The organism is Planctomycetaceae bacterium, from assembly GCA_041398785.1.
GTDB lineage: Bacteria > Planctomycetota > Planctomycetia > Planctomycetales > Planctomycetaceae > JAWKUA01.
This window is the reverse complement of sequence record JAWKUA010000036.1, coordinates 1-26,673: the sequence shown is the minus strand read 5'-3', so window position 1 is coordinate 26,673 and position 26,673 is coordinate 1. Positions and strand designations below refer to the sequence as shown.

The following is a 26,673-nucleotide window of genomic DNA, read 5'->3' as shown; positions in this document are numbered from 1 at the left end:
CGAATTCGACTATCATTCCGGCAGCACTTCGATTCGCTTCCAGGTACGCTCGCAGAGTCCGGGTTCCATGATCCAGATCAATCCAGATGTCCCCGTCAATTATCTTCCCGCCATCAGCGAAAGCTACGATGTCATCGTTGTTGGCGGCGGCCCGGCGGGAAGCACGACGGCCGCACTGGTGGCCGAGTACGGGCACAGTGTTCTGCTGCTGGAACGCGCCGAACTGCCTCGGTTTCATGTCGGAGAATCTCTGATTCCCGAAACCTACTGGCCGCTGAAACGACTGGGCCTGATCGAACGGCTGAAACAGTCGGCGTTTCCCCGCAAATACAGCGTGCAGTTCGTCAGCGACGGCATCAAGGAATCGGCGCCGTTCTATTTCGACGAATACAACTCCCACGAAAGCAGCGTCACGTGGCAGGTGGTGCGAGGCCCGTTCGACCAGATGCTGCTGGACCGCGCCACGGAACTGGGAGCCGTCGTCCATACCTCGGCGCACGTCACCGAAGTGATCTTCGAAGACGACACCGCCGTTGGTGTGAAGTGTCGGCTGCTGAATGAAGACGGCGGCCGCACCGAACGGCGGATCGCCTCCAAAGTCGTCGTGGACGCCACCGGACAGACGTCGTTCATTTCCAGCCGGCGCAACGAACGCGACCGCGATCCTCATCTGCGAAAAGGAACGATCTGGACGTATTGGAAAAACGCCCGCCGCGATTCCGGACGCGACGAAGGCGCGACGCTTATCATGCAGACCGAAGGCAAACAGTCCTGGTTCTGGTACATCCCGCTGCCGGACAACGTCGTCAGCATCGGCTGCACCGGCAGCATGAATTACATGTTCGGCGGCGATGCGGGAGACCCGTCCGCCGTCTATCAGCGTGAACTCGATCGCTGTCCGGCGATGAAATCCCGCCTGACCGACGCCGAACGCTGCACCGATTTCTTCACGACAAAAGACTTTTCGTACTATTCTCGAAAAGGATCCGGCAACGGCTGGGTGCTGGTCGGCGACGCGTTTGGTTTCATCGATCCGGTGTATTCCAGCGGTGTCTTTCTGGCTCTGAAAGGCGGAGAATTCGCGGCCGACGCCATCCACGATGCTCTGGAACGAACGGATGTGTCGGCGGCTCGGCTGGGACAATGGCAGCCGCTGTACCGGCAGGGGCTCGAAAACTTCCGCAAGCTGGTGTACGCGTTTTACGCTCCGGAATTCAGCTTCGGGACGTTTCTGCGAGACAATCCGCAGTACAAGTCAAACATGGTCGACATCCTGGTGGGCGACGTGTTCAAACCGGGCGTCGGCGACATCTTCGACGCCATGGGAATCGTGGAACCACCGCTCGACGCGCCTCCAAGAGTTGCCGCGGCGAAATAGCAGGACAACGCAACGCGCCTTCTCGCCTTACGATCCGGCCGTCGTCCGAGAACCGTCGCCCCGCGAAAGCGTTGGTCTCACACAAAGGTCAGAGATTCCTCCGTGCCTCTGTGTCTCTGTGAGAGAACCCCGACCGCGCTTTAATCCTGGCCCATTCCAGCATTCCGGGCCTCGAAAGATCACACACCGATCCGGGAGATCACATTCCGCATTCCGGCTTGCGACGCGATCGGACCGGGTCTCACACAGAGGCACAACGACACAAAGTCAGGAGCTGCTTCGGAGCTTGCTATTCGTTGCGGGAGTCCGGCGCGTCGTTCGGTGGTTCCTGACTCTGATGCTCCGGATCTTCGCCGGCCACGGAGACGTGTTTCGCATCGGGGTCCTCGACCGCCTGAGGAGCGCCCGGGAACGGAATCGGGTTCTCCGGAATCTCAACGGTGTTTGCCCCGCCGCAGCCCGGCAGCACCGCTGTTGCGGTCAATAGCGCGCCGACCATCATCCATCGCCGGCACTGAGCTGGCAGCGCGCGAGACAGTCGGTTCGTCCGGCCGGTGACGTTGATCACGCAGGATGCCGCGGCGTGCGCAGCGGTGAGATGCAGAGGTTCGCTCATCGAATTCTTCCCAACCGTCGAAGACGCGCCGAACAGTTCCGCGAAGCAAGCAGCCGATTGCGACCGGCGCTGCTGCGTGCTGACGGCAGTCTAAGCGTTCGATCGTACAGAAAACACCAAAGTCATCGCGCCCCGCAAGTGACTCGTTCCAGGGCTCCAGCCCTGGAACGAGACTGCAGCCGGTAGCCGCGGAACGAGAACAGGGGGCTGGAGCACGCGGTTAAGAATGGTTGTGCGAGAACGATTCGCCTACGATCAGGCTTCCCGGTCCGCGGGAACATGTGGCACGTTTTCTGTCGCACGAAAACGGAAATCGTACGTTTTCTCTGACCACCTGCGGCATCATCGGATCACGGACTTCCGGCAGCTCGAAAGATTTGTCATTGCGAAAGTATCTTCCTCCCGTGCTGCTGCTTGCCGCCATTGCAGCGATCCTGTGCTGGCAGATGATGACTCCATCGCTCAGTTCTGCGGAACGTTTGCGAGCCGCCAGGATCGCCCTGCGGGCACACCGGTTTGCTCAGGCGGAAGAGCTGGCTGCGGCATTGATCGAAGACGAAGACAACGCCGCCGCTGCGCTGATCGCCGGAGAAGCGGCGTCGCGGCAGGAGCGGTTTGCCGACGCGATGGAATACTATCAGAGGGCCATCGACTGGACGGATGAAGACAGGCCGCGATCGCAGAATCTGGTTTACTTCGCAGAAGCCGCCGTTCAGATCGGGCAGTTGTCGACCGCCGAAAACGCTTATCGCCAGGCGATGTCGCTGGATTTCGAAAACGGTCTGGCGCAGAGTCGGCTGGAAATCCTGTTGCGCACCGAAGGGCGGCTGCTGGAATCCCGCGAGTTGCTGAAGAAGCGAGTCGATTCCAACACCGCCGACTTCGACCAGGTACTGAACTACGGCTATCCGTCGCGGCAGCGAGCGTTTCCGGATTCGCTGAAGGATCACATGTCGACTCTTCGAAACGACCGTCTGCCGCTGATCGCGATGGCTCGCGAAGAAATCGTCGACGGGAACACGGCTCGGGCCGCGAACGATCTGCGGTTCGTGCTGGAACGATATCCCGATTGCATCGACGCTCAGGTCGCGCTGGGAAGCATTCTGATCGACGAAGACGAATCGCAGTTCGTGAACTGGTACACGGACCTGCCGGATGCCTGCCGCGAACATTCCGCCGTCTGGATGCTGAAGGGCCTGTTTGCGGAACGTCAGGCCCTGTGGGACGAAGAGCGCGAGGATATGCGGAAGCTGTGTCGCGGGAACCTGCGTTTGCTGAAGCGACGACTCACCTGGCAATCGCTCTGGATCAGCTTGGAGCTTCGGAAGCGGCGGCCGCGTGTCGCGAACGATCGGCAAACTTCCGGAAGATCGAACTGCTGCTGGATGACCTGTACGACGACAAGCAGCCTCGCGAAACGCTGGCGCAGATTGTTCCGCTGCTGCTGACCACGGGACGGCGAGCGGAAGCCGCCAACTGGATTCGGCTGGGAGAAGAACGCTTCGGACCGGGCATCGCGGCTTCCTTCAAATCCGAATTGCAGACGGCGTCGGACGAGCGGCAGCTTGTGGAAGACCTGCTGGCGTCCATTGACGTTAGCCGGCTGCCGCTTCCCGAGCCGCGAGCGGTCGCTCACGCTGCTGCTCCGGAACCGACGCCGGACGCGATCGAGTTCGTGCGGCGAGCCGACGAAATCGGCTTTGCGTTCCGGTACGTGAATTCTCCGGCGACGTCACTCCGGCGACGCATGGTGCAGTCCAACGGCGGAGGCTGCGGGATCATTGATTTCGACCACGATTCCTGGCCCGACATCCTGATGACTCAGGGCGGCGAATGGCCGGTGAACTCCGAAGCCACCAAACCTCCCGTCAGCGATCAGTTGTTCCGCAACCTGCGCGGACAGCGTTTGACCAGCGTCACGCCGCTGGCCGGCGCCGGTGACACGGATTTCAGCCAGGGTATCGCCATCGGCGATATCGACGCCGACGGGTTTCCGGATGTGTTCATCGCCAACGTGGGACAAAACCGCCTGCTTCGCAACAACGGCGACGGCACGTTTTCCGACGCCACCTCCGGCGCTGACATCCGGGGAAAAGAATGGTCAACCAGTTGCGTGTTTGCGGACCTGAACGCCGATGGCCTGGACGATCTGTATGTCGTCAACTATCTGTCGCTGGAAGACGCGGCCGCGGACATCTGTCACGAAAACGGCAAACTGAAACGCTGCGCATCCGGCGATTTCGCGGCGGCTGACGATCAACTGCTGCTGAACAGCGGCGATGGCACGTTTCAGGACGTCTCGCAGACTTCCGGCATCATTCACAGTGACGGACGAGGTCTCGGGCTCGTCGCCGCGGACTTCGACGGCAATGGTTCCATCGACCTGTTTGTCGCGAATGATGCCGTACCGAACTTCATGCTGCTGAATCAGGGCACATCCGACGGAACCGAAACGCCTCAATTCATCGAACATGCGTTCGCGGCCGGCGTGGCGGTCAGCGAGTTCGGAGCACCGCAGGCGTGCATGGGAGTCGCCGTTTCCGACTTTGATCACAACCGGATCCCGGACGTGTTTGTGACAAATTTTCTGCACGAAACGAACACGATGTACCTTGGCATGGCGCCAGGGCTGTTTGTGGACCGGACCAATTCGCTTCAATTGACTCAACCCAGTCTTTCGATGCTGGGCTTCGGCACGCAGCCGATTGATCTGGATCTGGATGGATTCGACGACCTGGCGGTGGCCAACGGACACATTGACGACATGTCTGCCGACGGCGTGGCCTATCGTATGCCGATGCAGTTCTTTCGAAATCGGCAGGGGAACAGCTTTCTGCCCGTGGAATTGACAGGCGAGTTTCTCACGAGCGGACACGTTGGCCGAAGCCTGGCGACTATGGACTGGAATCGCGACGGAAAGCAGGATCTGGTGGTTGGCCTGCTGGACGAAGCATCGTGCCTGCTGGAAAACGCCACGAGAACGGACTGCCACTGGCTGCAGATTCAACTGGTGGGTGAACAGGCGGCTCGACCGGCCTCCGGTGCAACTGTCACCGTGACCGGAATCGGAGACAACGCCGATCAGTTTTTGCGGATGAAAATTGTCGGTGGAGGAGGCTTTCAGGCGGCCAACGAAAGTCTGTTGAGCTTCGGACTGGGAACCGACCGCGGGCCGTTTGTTGTGTCTGTGGCGTGGCCGGATGGTTCCCGCCAGAAAATCTCCGAGGTTCCTGCGGGAAGCGCCGTGGCACTGTCACAGCACGGCGGGCGGCTCCGATTCTGGCGAATTCCCGAATAACACGGTCGACGGAGACGGAAAACCGTCGGAAATCTGCGTTAACCACGTCTCCGTTTGTGATGAAAGTCACAACAAATAGCCGGAACATCGCAGTTTCGGTGAACTCCTGGGTGCAAACTCATTGAATTCTTAGCGACAATTTCACAGAATGATCGCAAGGGGGGCAATTTCACTAATCATAGCGGTTGCATTTTGACCGCGCCGCTGCACCCCGCCTTTCTGGCAATCCCGTCGTGTACTTGCCGCTCAGGCAATTTCTCTACTCTTCCCGTCGAAGGAGGTAACTTATGGAACAGGTGTCTGGAAAGCGTCGAAAGCTCAAGTTGGGGTTCACCCTGATTGAGTTGCTCGTCGTGATCGCAATTATCGCAATTCTGATTGCGCTGCTGCTGCCGGCTGTGCAGCAGGCGCGCGAGGCGGCTCGCCGCACGCAGTGTAAGAACAACCTGAAGCAGCTTGGGTTGGCACTGCACAACTACCACGACGTCTTTGGCGTGTTCTGTTACGGCAAGGGCGGCACCGACGGCGGCGACCTGCCGCAGTCGCAGCAGGGCAACTGGCGACGCATCAGTGGACTCGTCCCGCTGCTGCCGTACATGGAACAGGCTCCGCTGTACAACCAGATTCAGGGTGGCGGAACATTCAACGGCATCACCTGGCAGCCAGGTGGACCATATCCGTGGGAAACCGCCTACACGCCATGGCGTACGCAGGTTCCCGCTTATCTGTGCCCATCTGACGGACAGCCGTATCAGGGCTGGGACGGCGGACGCAGCCCCTGTGCGAAGACGAACTACGCGTTCTCCTGCGGCGACTCCATCGTCGGTGTGCAGGAATCGCTCACACCGGACCGCGGCATGTTCACGTACGCGATTTGCTTCGGTCTTCGTGACTGTATCGACGGCAGCAGCAACACGCTGCTGATGTCGGAATTGGTCCGCGCTGACGGCGGCACGTTGTCTGTGCTTGGCGGCACGGCTCAGGTCTCCGCCACGGACACAAACCCAAGCCTTTGTCTGGCACAGATTGACCCGAACAACACACGTCAGTGGTTGCCGGGAACGACTTACTATGGCTGGTCTGGCGACCGGTACAACGACGCCAACACGTCGATGACCGGGTTCAGCACTGTGTTGCCTCCCAACGGACCACGTTGTACAGAAGACGGCTGGGACGGTCGCTGGGGCATTTATTCGGCACAGAGCCGCCACACCGGTGGTGTTCAGGTTCTTCTGGGTGACGGCTCCTGCCGCTTCATCTCAGAAAACATCGACGCCGGCAGCAAGACCGCTCCCGATCCGGGACCGGTCGGCGGACGCAGCCCATACGGCGTTTGGGGTGCTCTGGGTACCCGAGCCGGAAGTGAAACCGTCGGCGAATTCTAAACCCTGAGTTCGCTGCGTAAGATTGGCCGATGGGAAGGCATGCTTCCCATCGGCTTTTTTTGTTTTCGGGGTCACCGATCCGTCATGTCCCGTTTGATCGCCGGCGCGGTTGTTGTCGTGATTGCCTGCGGTGCGGCCGTCTGGTGGTTTCGCTCCCCGTCGCTGGAACAGCAGCTTGCGGTTGCTCGACGCAATGTGTACCGCGATCCGGCAGCCGCGTCGGAACTCGCCACTCGAATTCTGGAAACAGAACCGCGAAACCCGTCGGCGCTGCGGATTGCCGCGGACGCTGCTGCCGCCCGGAACCAGCTTCCTGAAGCGGCCGAGTTCTACACGACGCTGTTGTCGCTGGCGGAATCGCCCGACCAGGCCGTTCCGGACAGATCGATTTCGAAATTCATCGCCGCCGGTCTGCATTCATCGGCCGAAGCGTTTCTGCGATGGGAGCTTGATCGCCGGCCCGACAGCGAATTCGCCATTCGAGAACTGGCGACGCTGCTGCTGACTCACGGCCGGCACTGGGAAGCACAGCCACTGCTGCGCCGACTGCTGGACACCGGACGAATTCACCTGGACGAACTTGTCATGCTGGGCAGCCGCCTGGAATTGCTGGAAGACGAACAGGTGCTGCGCCGGGCCATCGTGATCGAATCCGGTCCCGGCCCGCTGACAGGTCTGGGATATCTGGCCGAGTTCCGTCAGAAGCCGGACGAAGCGATCGACCACTTTCAGCAGGCCATCGATGCGGACTCTCGGAATCGCGAAGCGTGGGCGGGACTCGGGCTGATGCTGCTGCAGACCGAACGCTGGCAGCAACTGGCCGACTGGCAACACCAGCTTCCGCGGTCAGCGCGCGAACATCCGGACACGCAGTACGTGCTGGCGAGACTTTCCCTCAGCAACGCTCTGCCAGCCGACGCGGCCGGACAACTTGTCACCGCCATCCAACTGGATCCGAATCATCGAGCGGCCTGTCAGCAGCTTGCGCAGTTGCTTTCACAAACGGACGCTGAATCGCAGGCCGCCGTCCTGCGCGAACGCGCGCTGCGTCTGGACGAACTGGAACGAAGACTGCACGACATTCTGTTCGGTGATTCCACCGCGGAATCGAAACTGCGAGTCGCCGCGCTGCTTGGTGAACTGAATCGTCCGCAGGAAGAATATGCCTGGTGGACTCTGGTCGCGCAACAGCATCCCGAGCACGCGTCCGTCGCCTCACAGCGAGCACAGGCCGCGCGGAAGCGAATGCTGGCGGGGGCTCAGCAGGCCGACGCAGAACTGCAGGCGGCGCTGACGTTCGATGTGAAGTGGCCGGACCTTCCGTCACCGACAAGTTCCGGAAACGATGGTGAGGAGTCGGTGCCGGCATCCATCCGGTTTCGCGATGTCAGTCAGCAGACCGGGCTGACGACTCCCTATTTCGGAGGATTCGATTCTCCCGAAAACGGCCTGTGGATCTATCAGCAGTTCGGCGGCGGAGTCGCCGTCATCGATGCGGATTCCGACGGGCGTCCGGATCTGCTGTTCGTGCAGGGCAGCGTCTGGCCGGAGTTGCCGGACGATCCTCGCAGTCAGGACCAGCTTTATCGAAACGTCGGCGACCGTTTTGCGGATGTCACTGGTGCTGCCATCCCGCACGATCACGCGTTTGGCCAGGGTGTGGCGGTTGGCGACATAAACAGCGACGGTTTTGCCGACCTGTATGTTGCCGCGATCGGGACGAATCGGTTGCTGCTGAATAACGGCGACGGGACATTTGACGAAGCGAATTTTCTTCCGTCGGCGGCCAATTCTGAATGGACAACAAGCTGCCTGATGGCGGATCTCGACGGCGACGGAATCGACGATCTCTACGACGTCAACTACGTGGCCGGTCAGGAACCGTTTACACGAGTCTGCCGCAGCGGTGCCGAACAGCTCATCCGAGGCTGCAAGCCGACGTTCTTCGACGCTGCGGGCGATCGAGTGCTGCAGGGACTCGGCGACGGCACGTTCCGGGATGTCACGGAATTCGCCGGTCTGCCGTCGGAGGCTGGTCGCGGACTGGGGATCGTCGCCGCGGACTTTGATGCCAACGGGGCGGTGGATCTGTTCATCAGCAACGACATGACACCGAATCATCTGCTGCTTGGCGGTCTGCTCGAGCCGGACGATGAACGCAGCGATCATTCACCGCTTTTTACGGAAATGGGCGGTCCGGCGGGAGTCGCGTCCAGCGGCGACGGCCGCATCGAAGCCTGCATGGGAATCGCCGCCGGCGACGTCAACGGCGATGGCCGGATCGACTTGTTCGTGACCAACTTCTACGAAGAAACCAACACGCTGTACACAAACCTGGACGGACACTTCTTTCGCGACAGCACGGACACCGCGTCGCTGGGAGCGTCGTCGCGGCGAATGCTGGGATTCGGCACGCAGTTCGTCGACGCCGACCTGGATGGCGACCCGGACATCCTGATTGTGAATGGCCACGTCGATAACTTTCTGCACATGGACATTCCCTGGAAGATGGCTCCGCAGCTCTACACAAACAACGGCAGCGGTGTCTTCCAACTGGAGAATTCGGATTGCCTGGGAACATACGGTTCCGAAGCCCGCCTTGGACGCAGCATGGCAAAACTGGACTGGAACAGTGACGGCCGGGAAGACGTCGTGACAACTCATCTCGACGGGGCTCCGGCTTTGCTGTCGAACGAATCGAACGGCTCCGGAAATTTTCTGGCCGTGCAACTGATCGGCACGCAATCGTCGCGGCCGGCCGTCGGCGCGGAAGTGCGGCTGCGGATTGGCAATCGCCGGATTGTGATTCAGCGAATGGCGGGCAACGGCTACTATTGCTCCAGTGGCTGGACGATGATCGCCGGCCTGGCCGACGACACACGCGTCGACGTACTGGAAGTGGCCTGGCCTTCGGGAATCGTGCAGCAGTTTCACGACGTTCCGGCCAACCGCGTGGTTCGCATCGTGGAAGGCCGCGACCGCCTGTTTGAAATGGCACCATGAGCAACCCTTCCGGAAATTCCGCGACGGACGAGCCGTCGTCCTCTGGTTCTGACGGAGAATCACCCCGCCGTTCAGACCGTCGGTCAGCGACTCTGCTGTGGCTGGGTGCGGCGGGACTGACCGTCGTGGCGATCGCGGCAGCGATCTGGCAGTCCGCTTCCGTGCAGGATTATTTCGTTCGCACCAAAGCTCTGGCCCTGCTGAACGCCGGACAGTTGCAGCCCGCGTATCAGGTGCTGTCGGACTCCGGGCGCGTGGGAGAGGACGCACGGCTGACGCTGCTGATGGTGCGGACGCTGCGGCAACTGGATCGCCTGCAGGATTCGCTGACGACGCTCGACGACAATCGACTGCTGATCGGCGATTCAGATCGGCTGCGACAGGAAACGCTGCTGAACTACGCTCGCGCGGGACAGATTCAGGAAGCCGAACCGCAGCTTCCCGACATGCTGTCGAGCACCGAACTTGATGAACGCGATGTCTGCGAAGCGTTCGTGATCGGGTATCGGCTGAACTATCGGTTTCCGGAAGCTCACCGGCTGCTGGACGCGTGGGAACAGGACGCGCCCGATGACTATCGCGTGGAGTTCCACCGCGGCGTGATCTTTCAAATGCTGACGGAATGGGACGACGCGTCCGCCGCGTTTCAAACCGCCATTGCGCGGGGCGATCGTCGAGCGACAACGCAGGTTCGTCTCGGGCAGTGTCTGCTGGAACTTAACGACGCTGACGGCGCTCGCAGCGCATTTCAGACGGCAACGAAAAATGATCCGGAACTGCTGTCTGCGTGGCTGGGACTGGCACAATGCTGCCATGAACTCGGGCTGAGCGACGAATCTCGCGCCGCCTACGAAGCGTGCCTGAAACTTGACAGCAATCACTTCGAAGCAAAGCTGGCCCTGGCGGAAGCGGATGCGGCCGACGGGAACCCGGCTGCCGCTCGTCAGAAGCTGGAAGAACTGCTTCGCGACTGGCCTGAAGATGCTCACACGCTGTACGCCTACGGTCAGGTGCTTGTTCAGCTTGGAGAAAGCGATCAGGCGGAGGAGGTCGCTGTTCGCTGGAAAGCGGCTGACGAGGCGATCGTGAAGATGGAATCACTGCTGAATGAACTGAAGCCGAATCCGCAGGACGCCGGACTTCGAAGTCAGATCGGCGTGCTGATGATGAAACATTATTCGCGGTCCATGGGATGGCAGTACCTGGAATCCGTGCTGCAGACATCGCCGGATGATCGTGCCGCCAACGAAATGCTGGCGGAATACTACGAACACCGCGGGGAGCCCGACCGTGCGAACCTTCTCCGCAGCCGGATCGCACCGTAAATTGCGGCACCGGAATCCACGGGCCGCGGTCTTCGTTCGCGGTACGCGAAGGCGGAATGTTATACCCCGAGCGGGGCAGATTGAGGTATTCTGGCTCGCGGCATGAAGAAGTGCGAAAAGTATCAGCGTTCGCCGCGGCCAGCATCAATGTCTTCGTCACGACGCCGGCCGTAAGGCGATCGGCAGATGAGAATTGACCAATGCAGAGCGACACTTGCTTCACTCTCCCGTTTCAACGGGAGGGTCGCCGATCGAACAGGCGTTCGATCGCGGGGAGAAGGCCATGCACGGGGAACTCCCTGCGCACGGCGGACGCCCTCCCCTTGTTTGATCGCCTGCACGGCGATCCAACTTCGACCCTGCCGTTGAAACGGGAGGGTACGTTCTCATCGGCCGCCGGCCTTAACGCTACCGAAAGACGACAATGAAGGTGATTTGGACACTTGCGCTGGTCTTGCTGCTGTCGGCAGGCGGCGCGGCGATCTGGTTTCTGACGCGCTCGGAAACGAGCGTCCGCAGCGACCGGGAAGTGTCGGCCGTGCCGGAGTCACCGGTGATCGAAGACGTTCCGGCGCTGCCGCTTCCGCAGGTGTCATCATCGCCGTGGCTGAACACAGCACCCGACGTCAAATCGGTGGGAACGGCGAAGTGCGTTGAATGTCACGGCGACGCTCACCGTTCCTTCCTGCTGACTCGACACAGCCAGTCCATGTCCGCCGCAGGCAGTGAAGATCTTCCCGATGCCGTGATCGACCATCCGCTTTCCGGGTATCACTATGCGACAACCTGCGTCGACGGAACGCTGCTGCAGTCAGAAACCGCAGTGATTAGCGGCGCGCAGACCGAAACCCGCGACGTGAAAATCGACTTCGTGATGGGCAGCGGCCACTTCGGAAAAAGCTTCCTGACGAAACTTGACGGATTTCTGATTCAGTCACCTCTGACCTGGTACTCTCCGAGAAAGGAGTGGGGACTGTCACCGGGGTTTGACATGGCTGGCCAGTCGTCGTTTCGAAGAGCCGTTTCCGCCCGGTGTCTTTACTGCCACGCCGGACATGTGGAATCGATCGGCAACAACGCGTTTCGCATGAATGTGCATGAAATGTCGGTCACGTGCGAACGCTGTCACGGCCCGGGAGAACGTCACGTCGAAGCTCGCGAATCACTGACGGCTGCCCTCAGTGATGCCGAACCTGATCTGACGATCGTCAATCCCGGGCATCTTTCCCGCGAACTTTCGGAAGCGGTGTGCCAGCAGTGTCATCTGCAGGGCAAGGCTCAGGTGGAAATTCGCGGTCGACAGTTCGACTCCTTCCGACCCGGACTTCCGCTGCAGGATTTTCGAATCGACTACCAGATCCGGCAGTCGGAAGACATGACGATTGTCGGACACGTCGAACAGATGCATCTCAGCGAGTGTTACCGTCAGTCGGAAACGCTGACATGCATCACCTGCCACAGTCCGCATCCCGCCGCCGATGCACTTCCCCCGGAAGCGAAATACCGAAAGACGTGTCTGGAATGTCACGCAGAAGATGCCTGCCGCGAAGATCACGCAGCGCGAGATGCGGCCGGCGATTCCTGCGTCGCATGCCACATGCCCTCCGCCGCGACGGAAGTGCCGCACGTGGCGTTCACGCATCATCGAATCGGCATCCACACGTCAGCGGAAGGCGGAGAAGTCAACTCTTCCGACGCACCGGCGCAGCTCATCGCGTTCCTTCCCAACACGTCGCTGTCTGAAGCCGACCAGCGCCGCAATGAGGGCCTTGCGTGGCTGAATCTGTATCTGACGCTTCCTGATCTGAACCACGAAAAGGCGATGCGGTCGGCTCAGGAAGCTCTGGACGACGCCTGGCGGATGGGAGCCGGAGATGCGGAAGTCGCCGCGGGCCTGGCGACGATTGCTCACGACATCGGGTGGAACGACATGGTCGAAGTCTGGGCGACGCGAGCCATCGCGATGGACGCTTCCCCGTCCGACGCCCGGCTATCCGCGCTCGCTCAGCTTTCGGAACTGCAGTTCAATCAGCAGAAGTTCGCCGCCGCCTACGACGGCTTTCGCGAACTGACCGAAGCCCGCCGTGACGCCCGATATTGGTTCTTCCGAGGCGTCACCGCTCAAAACCTGGATCGCACCGATGAGGCCATCGAGGCCCTGCAAAAGTCGGTCGACATCAACCCGAAGAATCACGCAGGTCATGTGGCACTTTCTGCGCTTTACCGGCTGACGGGTGATACCGAACAGGAAGCGCGGCACAGCAACATCGCCACCGCTCTGCTGCGCGAGGCCGGCGGTCGCTGACCGGCATGTGCCAGTAGGACGCCCCTTGCGGCAGCGGCCGGGAGGGAGAGGCTCCGGCCGAGCCGCGTGCGCAAAATGACGTCCGGTGGCGGCAGCGGCTCGGCAGGAGCCTTGCCCGCCCGATGATCGCGCCCGTGTGCTTTGCAGGTTCCGGCGGCTGGGCTGCAGGAATCCTGCAAAGAGGCGGTACCCGGCGCGACGGAAGGTGCGGAACAGTCTTCGTTAACTCAAGACATCGGGAAGGATCTCATCCAGAACGGACAATTCGTTGTCCGTCCACGTCTGTTGCTGGTTGGGCGAAGCGTCCTGACCGGTTGCCGCTGCGGGCACGCCGGTCGCTGCGGGAGCACCGGCGGTCAGCAGCGAACCGCCGGGTTGCTCCATGCCCGAAGGAGCCGAAGTCGGCGCGGTTGCGGGAGCGGTTGCGGGCGGAGCGGTCGTCGCCGGTAGCTGGAATCCGCCGCCTGGCCCACTCCCGAGAAGCAGTGCCGGGAACGTCGTCGGTGGCAGGGACAGGAAGTTCTGGAACACCAGAACCGCGTCAGAAATGTTGATGATCCCGTCGCCGGTCATGTCCGTAAACACGGAGTAACCCGCGCCGCCCGGCAGCGCGAGAAAATTCTGGAACACACGAACGGCGTCGCTGATGTTGACGATGCCGTCCTGATTCGAATCACCGGGATTCGTGGAAATGTGGAAGTTGAAATCGTTCAGCGGACTGCCGACAGGAGCCGGCCCTCCGGAACTGAGCGACGTCGAATTGTTCGTGAAATCACCATCCAGCGGCAGTCCCGCCACGCTGGTGACGGTGTCCTGGATCTCCAGTCGAAACGCGTTCACCTTCAGTGCTGCACTGAGGTTGATCTGCAACTGCTTGCCGTCAACAACGACGGAGCTGATCGCGGGACCGGCCAAAGTGCTGTGCAGCAGGACATTGGTGTTGGCCGTGACTGTCGATTCATCGATCTCATCAGCCAGCGTCACAATCAGTTGATCGATTCGGGACCAGGGAAGGGACTTTGTCTGGCTCGCCGAACCGGTCGGAATGGAATAGCCAACACCTTTCCCGGAACCGATGACCTGCCCGTCGAGAGCGTCCTTAAAGTCGGCCGCCCACAGCGATGAGGAAACTTTGACGTCGGTGATTCGCAGCGGAGCGACGCCTTCCAGCGTCAGGATGAACAGAGCACCGCGGTCGGTTCCTCCGTCATCGCCGTTGGGCATTCCAACAGCCAGTTCGGAGATTCCGTCGCCGTTCAGATCACCCAGACTGGTCAGTGCCGCGCCAAAGAGATCTCCGTCGGCGAGCGTTCCGCCGAGATTTCCCTGCGTGTCGCTGATCTTCTGGTGCGCTTTGACGGTGCCGTCAGCGTTCATCAGCAGGACATAGACAGCTCCGCGATTCGGCCCGCCATCGTCGTCCGCGCGAGCGGCCACCGTCAGGTCCGGGATTCCGTCGCCGTCAAGATCGCCGGGGCTGGTGATGGCGCTGCCGAATTCATCACCGTCATCAAGTGCTGCCGTGAAGTTGCCGGATGTACTGCTGATCTTCTGCTGGCCTTTGACCGTGCCGTCGGCATTCATGAACAGCACGTACATTGCTCCGCGATCCATTCCTCCGTCGTCGTCGGTATAGGCGCCGACCGCCAGATCGGTGATTCCGTCGCCGTCGAGGTCGCCGATATTTGCCATCGAGTTTCCGAAGGAATCACCGTTGTTCAACCCGCCAGTGAATCCGCCCGCTGTGTCGCTAATCTTCTGGTGAGCTTTGACGGTGCCGTCGGCGTTCATGAACAGGACATACGCCGCTCCGCGATTGATGCCGCCGTCGTCGTCCAGCCGGGCTCCCACTGCCACGTCTTCGATTCCGTCGCCGTCCAGGTCGCCCAGACCAGTCACGGAACTGCCGAAGAAGTCCGAATCGTCCAGGACGGCCGTGAAGTTTCCTTCGGTATCGCTGGCCTTCTGAAATGACTTGACGGTGCCGTCGGCATTCATGAACAGCGTGTAAATCGCCCCGCGGTTCGTGCCGCCGTCGTCATCGTTGGCCACGCCGACGACCAGCTCCGTGACTCCGTCGCCGTCCAGATCGCCAATGGCGGTCAGTGAACTTCCGAACTGGTCACCGTCGTCAAGAATTCCCGTGAAGCCTCCGGCGGTGTCGCTGATCTTCTGTTCGGACTTGACCGTACCGTCCGCGTTCATGAACAGAACATACGCGGCGCCGCGACCGCTGCCTCCGTCGGAGTCACCGATGGCACTCACAACCAGATCGGGAACTCCGTCGCCGTCCAGGTCGCCGATATTCGTCAGAGCGCGGCCGAACTGGTCACCGTTGTCCAGAGCGGCTGACAGGCTGCCGCTTGTGTCGCTGATCCTGTAGGTCTCGTCGATAACTCCCGGATTCGGGATGGCATTCAGGTGCAGGATGTAGACGGCCCCGCGTGAGGCTCCGCCGTCGTCATCACCGTATGCACCGACGGCCAGATCATTCAGCCCGTCACCGTCGATGTCGCCAACGTTCGCCACCGATGTTCCGAAGAAATCCGAATTGTCCAGAGTCGCCGTCAGGTTGCCGCTGGTGTTGCTGATCTTTCTGTGAGACTTCACTGTTCCGGTGGAATTCATGAACAGAACATACGCGGCACCGCGATCAGTGCCGCCGTCGTCATCATGCCGTGCTCCGATCACCAGGTCGTCGATTCCGTCGCCGTTGATGTCGCCCATGTTGGTGATGGAACTGCCGAACTGGTCGCTGTCGTCAAGAGTCGCTGACAAACCGCCGGACGTGTTGCTGATCTTCTGTTCCGCTTTGACCGTGCCGCTGGAATTCAGAAACAGCACGTAGACTGCCCCGCGATCGGTGCCGCCGTCGTCGCTGTTGTAGGCGCCGACAACAACGTCGTTGACGCCGTCACCGTCCAGGTCGCCCGAAACAGCCATCGCGTTGCCGAAAAAGTCGGAATCGCCGAGTGTCGCCGCCAGTCCTCCTGACGTGTCGCTGATCTTCTGCTGAGACTTGACCGTACCGTCCGAGTTCAGCAGCAGGACGTAGACCGCTCCCCGATTCGGCCCGCCATCGTCGTCCAGCCGCGCTCCGACAATCAGATCCAAGACGCCGTCGCCATCGAGGTCGCCGGGCGAGGCCAGAGAACTTCCGAATTCGTCAAAGTTCTCGACGGCACCCGTGAAGCCGCCGGTTGTGGTGCTGATCTTCTGATGCGATTTGACCGTACCGTCGGAATTCAGAAACAGAATATAGACGGCTCCCCGGTTGCTGCCGCCGTCATCGTCGCCGGGAACGCCCACGGCAATGTCCGTGACGCCGTCAGAGTCCAGGTCTCCAATGTTCGTCAGCGAACGTCCGAAGCGATCCGCGTTTTCCAGAACGCCGGTGAAACCTCCCTGAGTTCCGCTGATCTTCTGATCGGACCTCACGCTGCCGTCGTTGTTCATGAACAGAACATAAGCCGCCCCGCTTCCGCTCGGGACGTCGTCGTCCAGATAGGCACCGGCGATCAGATCCTGAATTCCGTCGCCATCCAGATCGCCCAGTGACGCGACGGCGTTGCCGAGAAAATCGCTGTTGTCGAGCGTCGCGGTGAAATTGCCGGCCGTGTCGCTGATCTTCGATTCCGAAGTGACGTCTCCGATGACTCCCGCCAGCAGCAATCGCGATTCCAGCAGCTCCGCCGACCGCCTCTGCCCTCCGGTGCGCGATCTCCGCCGCCGGGCGGTCAACGCGTACGCTCGCTGAAATCCCCCACGGTTCAGAAGCAGCAATTCGTCACGCAACGTCCGCATCCAGTCAGCCACCATCGGAAAATCCTTTGTCCGGAAAAGTCATTCAGTTGAGCATAGGTGCAGACTCAAGCCGTACCGGGATGGTAGAGGAAAACCACTCAGCGGCGGAAGATCAGGCATTTTCCCTGCCAAGCCGGGGTGAACGCCCGCGCAGGCGAGGACTGGCGTGAGTATTTCGCCGCATGTGAGGACCAGTTCTGATGCGGCGGCACGGCGCAATTGGCATCGCCGCCGGTACCACAACGTCTGCGAAGATGTGGTACCCGGAGAGGGCGCATGTCCGGGAGGGCGAAGCTCCTGCTGAGCCGCGTGTGCTCAGAGGACGTCCGTTGCGGCAGCGGCTCAGCAGGAGCTTCGCCCTCCCGAGGCTGCCATCTGTATGAATCTGTGAAATCCGTGGACGGCTAATTCGAACCGCAATTCTGGATCGAGCCATCACGTCTCCAACGCTTTTCGACGGCTGCGCCGCCAGCTTCTTCGAAGATGTGGTACCCGGGGAGGGCATGTCCGGGAGGGCGAGGCTCCTGCCGAGCCGTGTGTGCCGAAAGACGCCCATCGTGGCAGCGGCTCGGCAGGAGCCTCGCCCCTCCCATTGGTACCATCTGTGTGAATCTGTGAAATCCGTGGATGGCCAATTCGGACCGCAACGTTTGATCGCAGCAAAACGTCCCACAACGCTTTCCGACGGCTGCTGCGCAGCTTCTTCGAAGATGTGGTACCCAGACGGCGATCGAACGTCCGGGAGGGCGAGGCTCCTGCCGAGCCGCGTGTGCCAGAGGACGTCCGTTGCGGCAGCGGCTCAGCAGGAGCTTCGCCCTCCCGAGGCTGCCATCTGTGTGAATCTGTGAAATCCGTGGACGGCTAATTCGAACCGCAATTCTGATGGCGGCAAAACGTCCCACAACGCTTTCCGATGGCTGCGCCGCACAACTTCTTCGAAGATGTGGTACGCGGCGCGGTGGACGGCGTCACTCAAAGACCAGCGTGCCGAAGCTTTTGAATTCATGGAAGCTCGGACCGACGCGAGCCCAGTCCCACTGCGATTTCCCGCCGCCGTCATAGTCCATGCGGTAGAAGTTGGCTCGCCACTTCGTTCCCGGTTTCGGCGGAACATTCTTCAGGGGCGCCAGCAGCGCGTTGGGAATGAAGACTTCGGCCCGCCAGCCTTCAACTTCCGACATTGACGCAACGCTGCCTCCGGTTGCTGACACGTGTTTCTGGATTCTGCGAACGCCGTCGTAGTGCCACGGCCGCCAGCCCAGAAATGTGCCGTCCATATTCGGAACCAGAATGGGCAGTTCGTAACCCAAGGGCGAAATCTCATACTCGAAGTACACCGGGTGAGTTTCGTCCGTCCAGAAAAAGCATTCATAGACGTCTTCGTTCCACAGGTCCGCAAAATCTTCCTGCATCGTCGATGTCAGCTTCGTATCGGTACCGTCAAACAGGACATACACACCGGTGTCGGAATACAGCATCTTGATGCGAGCCGTGTAGTCGTGTTGTGCCTGAGGCCGACGGTTGAGACTGACCCACTCCGTCGTCTGCCACGCGGCAGCATCACCTTTGCCGTTCACTTTGAAGTCGCTGCAGTGTTTGACCGTCATCGTCGGTCGTTCGGCGACGGTCTTTTCGTCGGCCATTGCTTGTGTAGACGACGCGCCAAGTGCGGCCATCGCCGCGACGGCGATCGCATGTGCGATGTGCGGTCGGCCCTGAAACAGTTTCCGGAAGAAACCCGAATTGTGCGTCATCGCTGGCTCCCGTGACTCGGTTGGAAAATTGCCGAAGGCGTTTTGTGAACTTCCATTTTGCCGGATGATAACGCGATTCGGAAGTCGCTGCCGTGCGTGCATGGTTCGCTGAAGACAAAGTCGCGGGCACAGGGCTCGGTGTTCGGCCAGGATCGTTGCGGTTCGTCCTGGCAGCGAGTCCGGGTACGGCATCTTCGCAGAAGCTGCGCGGTGCGGCCGTCGGAAACTGCGGACCGACGCACCGAAAAACGTCGGCCAGATTATCCTCGCATCTGCCGGCTTCGAATTTCGTACAGCAGGATTCCCGCGGCGACGGCGGCGTTCAGCGATGCGACATGGCCCAGCATCGGGATTGCAACCTGCAGGTCACAGAGTTCCAGCAGTGGCGGGGAAACTCCAAACGCTTCGCTGCCGACGATCAATGCAACGTCACCGGACAAATCCGCTTCGCACGCCGCCGCCGACGCTTTTTCAGTGGCTGCGACAAGTCTGAAACCCGCGTCGCGAATCTGCTGAGCTGCGGGAACGATGTCGTCGACGCGAATGATGTGCTGATAGTTCACGGCACCGGCGGACGACCTGGCCACCTGCGGCGTGACGGAAACCTGCTGCGTCGTTCCGATGACGACCGACGCAACCTGCATGGCATCGCAGCATCTCAGGATCGCTCCGAAGTTGAACGCGTCCTGGATGCGGTCGCAAATCACAATCAGCGGCGATCGTTCGCCGGCGGCTGCGCTGGCGGCCGCCGTTCTGGTGGAACCCGACTCCGGCAGCAGATCGGCCATCGTGGAATACGGAAACTCGCCCATCCGAGCCGCCAGGCCCTGGTGATGTTCGGTGTGGCAAAGCTGCGACATTCGGGTCGTCGAAACGGTTTCGACGGAAACGCCGCGGTCCGCCGCCAACTGCAGAACTTCGTTCGCGGAATCGGAATCCAGTTCGTCAGAAGCGAACAGTTCGTCGACCGGCCAGCGGCCTGCTCGAAGCGTTTCCAGAACGGAGTAGCGTCCGACAAGCCAGTTCTTCTGGTGGCTCGTCCGGAGCTGGCGGCGACGGCTTTTGCGCTTTCCGGATCGTTCAGACATTCACGGCATTCAGGGCATGATCCGCCAAACCGCCGATGCCCCGGCGGCGACAGGCCGTTGACGGGTGGCGACGGCGCTCATTTCACCGGATTGGGCAGTCGAATGCGACTGAATCGCTTCCCGGTGGCGTCGTACAGCAGAATCTCGTTCTTCGATTCCGCCCAGACGGCCGCCAGTTTAACGCTGCGGGGGCCGTGCAGAACGAACTGCATGCCGCATCGCACACCGTTTTGCGTCAGCACCAGTTCCGTCATTGGAAAATGGTTTTCGAGCAGGTTTTCGCGGCGGCAAAGAGCGATGTGGATAAATGCCCTCACGTGTTCCAGCGTGCGAATCTCCGACGGCGAAGCCGGGTTCAGACATGCGGGAGCGGGTGAATTCATGGGCTATCCGAAAGTCAGGCGACTGTGAAGTCGAGCATGTCGAAACGGCGTCCGGACGCGAACCGCAGAATGTGCCGCTGTCCGGCAACGGCAGGAAATGTATCGTCGCCGGAGCGGAGTCCACTTCCATCCACGGCAGGTCTCACGCACAGCCGCTATGAGATTGCCCAACGGCAGGATCGAAGTAACTGGAACTCTCGCAGCCGCAACTTCCGCAAGCATCGGTGATTTTGAACTTCATCACTGAATGTTGGCGATCGGTCCTAAAACGCGGCAGGCTCCGGCCGGATCGACGCAACGCACCGTTCGGCCGTCCCCGATGACCGCGCTGCGTTCGCTGTTCGCAGTGGCGTGCCGATCGTGAATCCGCAGAACATTGCCTGCGGCGCGCGAATCGTGCTGCGGACGTGGGGAGTCGTCCCGTCGACGGTCTTGCCGGGCGGTTCGACGACACCGGTCAGGTGTGAACGGCTGTCAGGGAATGCGGCACCGAAGAACTATTCAATCCGAACAATCCGCTGTCCCTGCAATGTCTGACCATTTGGATTGACCGCTTTGACGCGAATTGTGAACGTGCCCGGTTCCAGATCTTCCGGCAGCGCTGCCTGCCAAAGATGAGGCGATGGCATCGGTTTGGGAAGTGCTCGCCACGCCAGAGAATCCGGGTCCGGCTGTTCTTCTGTCCAGAGTTTCAGGAACAGAGGATCCGGTTCCACGACTTTCTGCATCGCGTTCCAATCGGTACGATCGTCAAGTCGCCAGGTTACGTCAGCGCCAGGCATGGCGTTGAAAACATTGGCGTGGAATTTCTTCGTGCCGATGTCTTCGCGGCGCACGACTTCATCCGCCATGACTCGAATCTGGTAGTCCGATTCGCGGCGAGCGGCCCGGTATTCCAGCAGGTACTTCAGCCCGTCAAAGTGCATGATCGTGTAACCGTTCGGTGTTCCGTCGGCGCACATCGTGTGCGGGATGTCGTGTTCGTCCGGTTTGCCCGACCACCATGATCCGGACACCGTAACGTTGATCATGTGGTGGTGCGGCTTCGGTTTCCGCCAGCCGTCATCGCCGCCGATCATCACGTGTTCGTGGTGGTGAGTATGGCCGGACAGCGAGATACAGTGTTCGCGGCTTTCCAGGATTCGGAACAGACGGTCGCGTTTCGGTTCCAGCCAGGGAGTCGACTTCACCAGCGGGATGTGCATCATGGCGACAACCAGCCGATCCTGCGGCACGACCGCCAGATCGTTCTGAATGAAATCAAGCTGCGCGTCGCTCAGCCCGGAGCGGTAGAACATCTTTTCGCCGTCGGACATCCAGTGGACGTCGTCGACGACAACAAAGTGCACGGGACCATAGTCGAACGAGTAGTACGCCGGCCCGTAGACTCGTTCATACGTTTCGTCGCTGAGTTCATCGCGGTCGGCGGCGAAGTTGATGTCGTGGTTGCCGATCACGTTGTACCACGGTATCCCGATCCGTCCGATCGTCCGGTTGAAGCTGTCGAACAGGCTCAGGTCGTCAAACAGAATGTCACCCAGAGTCACGCCGAATGCCGCTTCGCTGCCGATCAGGCCCTCGACGACATCGTGAGCGATATAGTCGATCTCCCTTTGATCACGGGGCTGCGGATCGCCGAAGAACAGGACATCAAACGCGGCCGGTTCGTCCTGCCGGGTCAGCGCGAAATCGATGCTTGAAGGCAGCGGCCCCGTCGGTTCGACTCCGGGGAATTTCAGATGCGTCGGCGAACCGTTCGGCTTGTGAATGTAGTAGAACCGCGAAAGGTGGTTTTCGTCCATCTGCGCGCGGTAGCCCTGCGGCTTGATGACGAACACAATCGAATCGTCGGTGACGGAAATGGAATAGTGCCCGTCAGCATCGGTCTTCACGACGTCGCGGCCGTTGGAAACCGCTACTCCCGCCAGACCGGTTTCTCCGGCGTCCAGGATTCCGTTTGAATTCGCGTCGACAAAGACCGTGCCGCGAGCTTTTTCGTCAGCGCCGGCAGGTTCCGGCATGGCGGCGAACAGGCAGGCGGTGAAGACCAGAGCTGGCAGAATTCGCATCACAGACTGTTCCGAAAAAAGGCGGGAAGCGTCAGGAGGGCCGGTATGGTAACTCGGATGCCGCGGGCTCGAAACCGTCTGGTCGGGAACGACTGGAACCGCTGCCGTCCGCCCGGCGATTGCCACGGCGTGCGGCCGAATTCGTACCGGGCACGAGAAAACCCGCGGCGAGAACCTTTCGAAACTCGCAAGACGCACGGTCAGGTTGCAGATCGCCAGTCGATTCGTTATTCCGCGTTCAGGAGTGACAGCCGGAATCCAACTTCCATTCCCGGGCCAACCCGCCCGACCGGCGCGAGAAACAGGCGAGAAACGTTTCTCAGTTTGATCCGTCAGAACCGTCTGCGCTGCCAGTGCGCGCGTTACTGGGGATGTGTCCGGAGCGGGAGAGAAGTTGACGATGAACACTCTGACCAGGTTCTTTATGACCGCCTGCGCGGTTGCGTTTTTGTCGGGGACAGTGGCAGCGGTGGCTCAGGATGCCGCCAATCCATCAGAGTCCCTGCCCGATGTCGCGACATCCGCTGAAACCGACGCCGGCGCAGCGACCTCGGAAGGCAGCGCCGACGCATCGGCCGCTCCGGATACCGGAAACGTCGCGTGGATGCTGGTGTCGTCGGCTTTTGTGCTGATGATGACCTGTCCGGGACTGGCATTGTTCTACGGCGGCCTGGTTCGCAAGAAGAACATCATCGGCGTGATGATGCAGTGCGTCTTCCTGATGGGACTGATGACCGTCTATTGGGCGGTCTTCGGATACAGTTGGGCGTTCGGCGGAAGCAACCCGTACGTCGGCAACTTCGATCACGTGCTGCTGCGGGGCATCGTTCCGTCGGCGGAAGCCGGTTCTCCCGATGCTCTGGCTGACAAAATGATCTTCATGGTCTTCCAGGGAATGTTCTTCATCATTACTCCGGCACTGATCTGCGGTGCGTTCGCGGAACGCATGAAGTTTTCCGCCATGTGCGCGTTCTCTGTGCTGTGGGGAACCTTCGTGTACTGTCCCATCGCCCACTGGGTCTGGTCCGACTCCGGCTGGCTGTGTGAATGGAACGAAGCGGCCGCGTTTCCGGCGCTCGACTTTGCCGGAGGCACCGTGGTGCATATCAGTTCGGGAGTTTCCGCCCTGGTCTGTGCTCTGCTGATTGGCAAACGACACGGATTCATGAAGGAACCCATGCCGCCGCACAACCTGACCTACACCTGCATCGGAGCGGGTCTGTTGTGGGTCGGCTGGTTTGGCTTCAACGGCGGCAGCGCATTGAAATCCAACGGTCTGGCGGTGAACGCATTCGTCGCGACACATTTTGCCGCGGCCGCTGGAATCCTTGGCTGGACACTGCTGGAACGCATGAAGGACGGCAAGGCGGGGATTCTCGGAGCCTGTTCCGGTGCCGTCGCGGGACTGGTCTGCGTAACTCCGGCCGCCGGATCGGTGACTCCTGTCGGCGGTCTGGTGCTCGGTCTGGCAGCCGGCGCGTTTTGCTTCGTCATGTGTACGACGGTGAAGAACATGTTCGGCTACGATGATTCACTCGACGCGTTCGGTATTCACGGCGCGGGCGGAGCACTCGGAGCGTTGCTGACCGGCGTCTTCGCCACAAGCGCGGTGACGGGAGGCCGCGGCGGCCTGCTGGATGGCAGCCCCGGTCAACTGGTGCCGCAGGTTGTCAGCATCGCCGCAGCGGTGGTCATCGCCGTCATCGGATCATTTGTGCTGCTGAAAATCGTGGACGCGGTGATCGGTCTGCGTGTTTCGACGGAAGACGAAATCCGCGGGCTCGACCTGAGTCAGCACGGTGAAGAAGGCTACATTTTTCAGTAAAGCAGCCGTTCAGTCGTTCGGGCCATCGCGTCGACCGGCAACCGGAGATGTCTCGGTTTTCGTCGCCGCATGACAGTTGCCCCGGCCTGTGCAAGACTTCGCAGCAAATCAGGAACATGACCTCACATGCCGGCGGCTTTGTCCTCGGGGCATTTCGACACAGGCAACCATCGCCGTTGAACAGATTCCAACCGGAGAACCAACCATGAAGAGCGTGGAAGCGATCGTCCGTCACTTCAAACTTGAAGACGTCAAGTCAGCCCTGACCGAAGTCGGTGTCCACGGCATGACCGTGACCGAAGTCCGCGGTTTCGGACGCCAGAAGGGTCACAAGGAAACCTACCGCGGCGCGGAATACATCGTGGATTTCATGCCCAAGGTCAAAGTGGAAGTGATTGTCGCGGATCAGGATCTGGAAAAGGTTCTGGAAGCCATTGTGACTTCCGCTCGCACCGGACAGGTCGGTGACGGAAAGATTTTTGTCTCCAACATCGAACGCGTCGTGCGAATTCGAACTGGAGAAATGGGTGAAGAGGCGCTCTGAACGCGGCTGCACAGCGAAACTGCGATTCCCGTCATCGCCTGGACCGGACTCACCCGAGAGAGCACGGTAACCGGCTGGTCGCCACGATTGGGACGACATGGGTCGTGTGCCACTGGCCGTGCCAGTGCTCTGCAACATTGAACACACTGGCAAAGCCAGTGGCACACATCGAAACACGATGGACAAGGCAGCAGGTGCTGATGGTCCGACGGAACGCGTCCGCAGCAGCCTGCGCGCTGCGTGCCATGCGAAGGTCTGTCCACAGATTTCGCAAATTCACACAGATTGACACGGCAAAACAATCGACTCATCCGGAAAATGGGGGTGTTGCTTGAACAGCGTTTCAGGCCCGGCGGGCCGACACAACGTCAGCCGGTGGCGTCAGCCACCGGTCAGGTGCGGAATTCCTGGCAAAAGCCCCGGAGGGGCGATACAGCATTATCCGCAGTGCATGTGTCGGCCCTTCATGCCTGCGGACGCGGAGACACCAGCTTCCGGAAGCCTGCCGGCTCCGGCTGACGTTGTGGCTGCCCTCCGGGCATCAGCAACCGGAAACGCGAGTTTGTCGGATCGCAGCGTCAGATCTGATCGAAGTCTCCGCAGGAATGACGGCGAACATCAGCAAGCCTTCATCGACCGATCCTTCAGCAATACCCCCATTCCGCGGAAGGGCAAAAAAATCTGTGTCCATCTGCGAAATCTGTGGCTCAGTTTCAGTCAGCGCAAGGTGTCGTTTCCGGCCGCCCGACGGCGCGGGCACCGATCGGCGAAAAGCTTCTGCCGATTCTCGAGCGCGGGCGATCCATCAATGCCTGGCGGGCGAAGCACTACGCGGGCTTCCATCCGGGACGATAACTGCCGTTCAGCACCACTTCCGCTTCGGGTACACCCTTTGCCGTCATGTTGTCGTAATCCCAGACAAGCCGTTTGCCGGTTCGCAGCGACGCGACTCCCAGCAGCGTAATTTCCGTCAGACGGGCTCCGTATTCAAAGTTGGAACTGGCTGCCGGACCGCCTTTGATCGCATCAATCCAGTCGCGATGATGGCCGTTGGATCGCGGGATCGTTGGTTGCGGCGGAGTGAATTCCGCGCGACGGCTTTCCGGGAACAGTTCCGCCGGTCCTCCCGCGCCGCCGCAGACAAGAATGCCCCTGTCGCCGACAAACAGGACTCCGCGACGCGGCAGTTCCAGGCCGACCGGCAGTTCACCTGGACGCGGCGGCTGAAGACCTCCGCTGTACCAGGTGATTCGCACAGCTTTCTGATCACCACGTTCCGAGAAATCGAAGTAACCGATTTCGCCATAGGGAGCGATGTCCTTGTCCATGTAACCGGCAGGATGCATTTCCACGACATCCGGAGCCTTCAGGTTTAACGCCCAGCAGGCGGAATCCAAGTCGTGGCAGCCGAAGTCACCCATTGCTCCACAGCCGAACTGCCAGTAATCGCGCCACGAAACGGGAGCATACGTGGAATGGAAGGGCCGGTCGTCTCGCGGACCCAGCCACAGGTCCCAGTCGAGTCCCGCGGGCGGACGATCTGCCGTTGTCGGCGCTCCCTTGAGTCCGACGTTCCAGCGCGTCGCCGGAACCCAGGCGTGCACGGCGGTGACGTTTCCAATCGCCCCGGCCTGAACCCATTCCACCGTCTGGCGAATACCGTCATTGGAATGTCCCTGGTTGCCCATTTGAGTCGCCAGGCCGGTTTCACGAGCCACGCGCGCCACCAGCCGGGCTTCGGCCACGTTATGAGTCAGCGGCTTTTCGCAGTACACGTGCCTGCCGGCTCGCATCGCCGCCACGGAGACGACCGCGTGAGTATGATCGGGAGTCGCGCACAGGACGGCGTCGACATCCGTGGCCTGATCCAGCATCCGGCGAAAGTCAGTGAACTCC

At 60.7% G+C, this 26,673-nt stretch carries 16 protein-coding genes; 9 read left to right on the top strand and 7 right to left on the bottom strand.

From position 1 onward, the window contains the following. Nucleotides 1-67 precede the first annotated feature (67 nt). Complete coding sequence (locus R3C19_25485) at nt 68-1,378, top strand: NAD(P)/FAD-dependent oxidoreductase (protein MEZ6063716.1); 1,311 nt, start codon at nt 68-70, stop codon at nt 1,376-1,378. Between the two features lie 289 nt (nt 1,379-1,667). On the opposite strand, the gene R3C19_25480 is transcribed toward R3C19_25485, so the two are convergent. Then, entirely contained in the window at nt 1,668-1,994 is a 327-nt protein-coding gene (locus tag R3C19_25480) for a hypothetical protein (GenBank protein MEZ6063715.1), read from the bottom strand. Nucleotides 1,995-2,377: 383 nt separating this feature from the next. Here R3C19_25480 and R3C19_25475 point away from each other — a divergent pair, with 383 nt between their 5' ends. The 6 genes from R3C19_25475 (at nt 2,378) to R3C19_25450 (ending at nt 13,310) form a co-directional block, all read left to right on the top strand. Continuing rightward, the gene (locus tag R3C19_25475; protein ID MEZ6063714.1) at nt 2,378-3,442 is read left to right on the top strand and encodes a tetratricopeptide repeat protein; all 1,065 of its coding nucleotides are present in this window, start codon (nt 2,378-2,380) and stop codon (nt 3,440-3,442) included. A gap of 299 nt (nt 3,443-3,741) precedes the next feature. Next, nucleotides 3,742-5,292, top strand: coding sequence for a CRTAC1 family protein (locus R3C19_25470; GenBank protein MEZ6063713.1), 1,551 nt, complete (start codon nt 3,742-3,744; stop codon nt 5,290-5,292). A gap of 287 nt (nt 5,293-5,579) precedes the next feature. Then, nucleotides 5,580-6,677, top strand: a complete 1,098-nt coding sequence (locus R3C19_25465) for a DUF1559 domain-containing protein (GenBank protein MEZ6063712.1) — start codon at nt 5,580-5,582, stop codon at nt 6,675-6,677. Nucleotides 6,678-6,761: 84 nt separating this feature from the next. After that, on the top strand, nt 6,762-9,680 hold the full coding sequence (locus tag R3C19_25460; GenBank protein ID MEZ6063711.1) for an FG-GAP-like repeat-containing protein: 2,919 nt from the start codon (nt 6,762-6,764) through the stop codon (nt 9,678-9,680). After that, complete coding sequence (locus R3C19_25455) at nt 9,677-11,005, top strand: tetratricopeptide repeat protein (GenBank protein ID MEZ6063710.1); 1,329 nt, start codon at nt 9,677-9,679, stop codon at nt 11,003-11,005. The genes R3C19_25460 and R3C19_25455 overlap by 4 nt, the downstream gene beginning before the upstream one ends. A gap of 424 nt (nt 11,006-11,429) precedes the next feature. Continuing rightward, nucleotides 11,430-13,310, top strand: a complete 1,881-nt coding sequence (locus R3C19_25450; protein MEZ6063709.1) for a cytochrome c3 family protein — start codon at nt 11,430-11,432, stop codon at nt 13,308-13,310. A gap of 222 nt (nt 13,311-13,532) precedes the next feature. Here R3C19_25450 and R3C19_25445 read toward each other — a convergent pair whose 3' ends face one another. From R3C19_25445 to R3C19_25425, 5 genes are all read right to left on the bottom strand, one after another. Beyond that, a complete protein-coding gene (locus R3C19_25445; GenBank protein ID MEZ6063708.1) occupies nt 13,533-17,129 on the bottom strand; it encodes an FG-GAP-like repeat-containing protein in 3,597 nt (1,198 codons plus the stop codon). Between the two features lie 953 nt (nt 17,130-18,082). Beyond that, the gene (locus R3C19_25440) at nt 18,083-18,868 is read right to left on the bottom strand and encodes a carbohydrate-binding family 9-like protein (GenBank protein ID MEZ6063707.1); all 786 of its coding nucleotides are present in this window, start codon (nt 18,866-18,868) and stop codon (nt 18,083-18,085) included. Nucleotides 18,869-19,128: 260 nt separating this feature from the next. Beyond that, entirely contained in the window at nt 19,129-19,956 is an 828-nt protein-coding gene (rlmB, locus tag R3C19_25435; protein ID MEZ6063706.1) for a 23S rRNA (guanosine(2251)-2'-O)-methyltransferase RlmB, read from the bottom strand. Nucleotides 19,957-20,033: 77 nt separating this feature from the next. Further along, complete coding sequence (locus R3C19_25430; protein ID MEZ6063705.1) at nt 20,034-20,339, bottom strand: hypothetical protein; 306 nt, start codon at nt 20,337-20,339, stop codon at nt 20,034-20,036. 497 nt (nt 20,340-20,836) lie between these two features. Next, nucleotides 20,837-22,408 (bottom strand): calcineurin-like phosphoesterase family protein, encoded by a 1,572-nt coding sequence (locus tag R3C19_25425; GenBank protein MEZ6063704.1) that lies wholly within the window; start codon nt 22,406-22,408, stop codon nt 20,837-20,839. Between the two features lie 400 nt (nt 22,409-22,808). Between R3C19_25425 and R3C19_25420 the strand changes: the two genes are divergently transcribed. Continuing rightward, complete coding sequence (locus tag R3C19_25420) at nt 22,809-24,233, top strand: ammonium transporter (protein ID MEZ6063703.1); 1,425 nt, start codon at nt 22,809-22,811, stop codon at nt 24,231-24,233. A 205-nt stretch (nt 24,234-24,438) separates the two neighbouring features. Continuing rightward, nucleotides 24,439-24,777, top strand: coding sequence for a P-II family nitrogen regulator (locus R3C19_25415; GenBank protein MEZ6063702.1), 339 nt, complete (start codon nt 24,439-24,441; stop codon nt 24,775-24,777). Nucleotides 24,778-25,604: 827 nt separating this feature from the next. Here R3C19_25415 and R3C19_25410 read toward each other — a convergent pair. Beyond that, on the bottom strand, nt 25,605-26,673 hold a 1,069-nt coding region (locus R3C19_25410), incomplete at its 5' end, for a Gfo/Idh/MocA family oxidoreductase (GenBank protein MEZ6063701.1).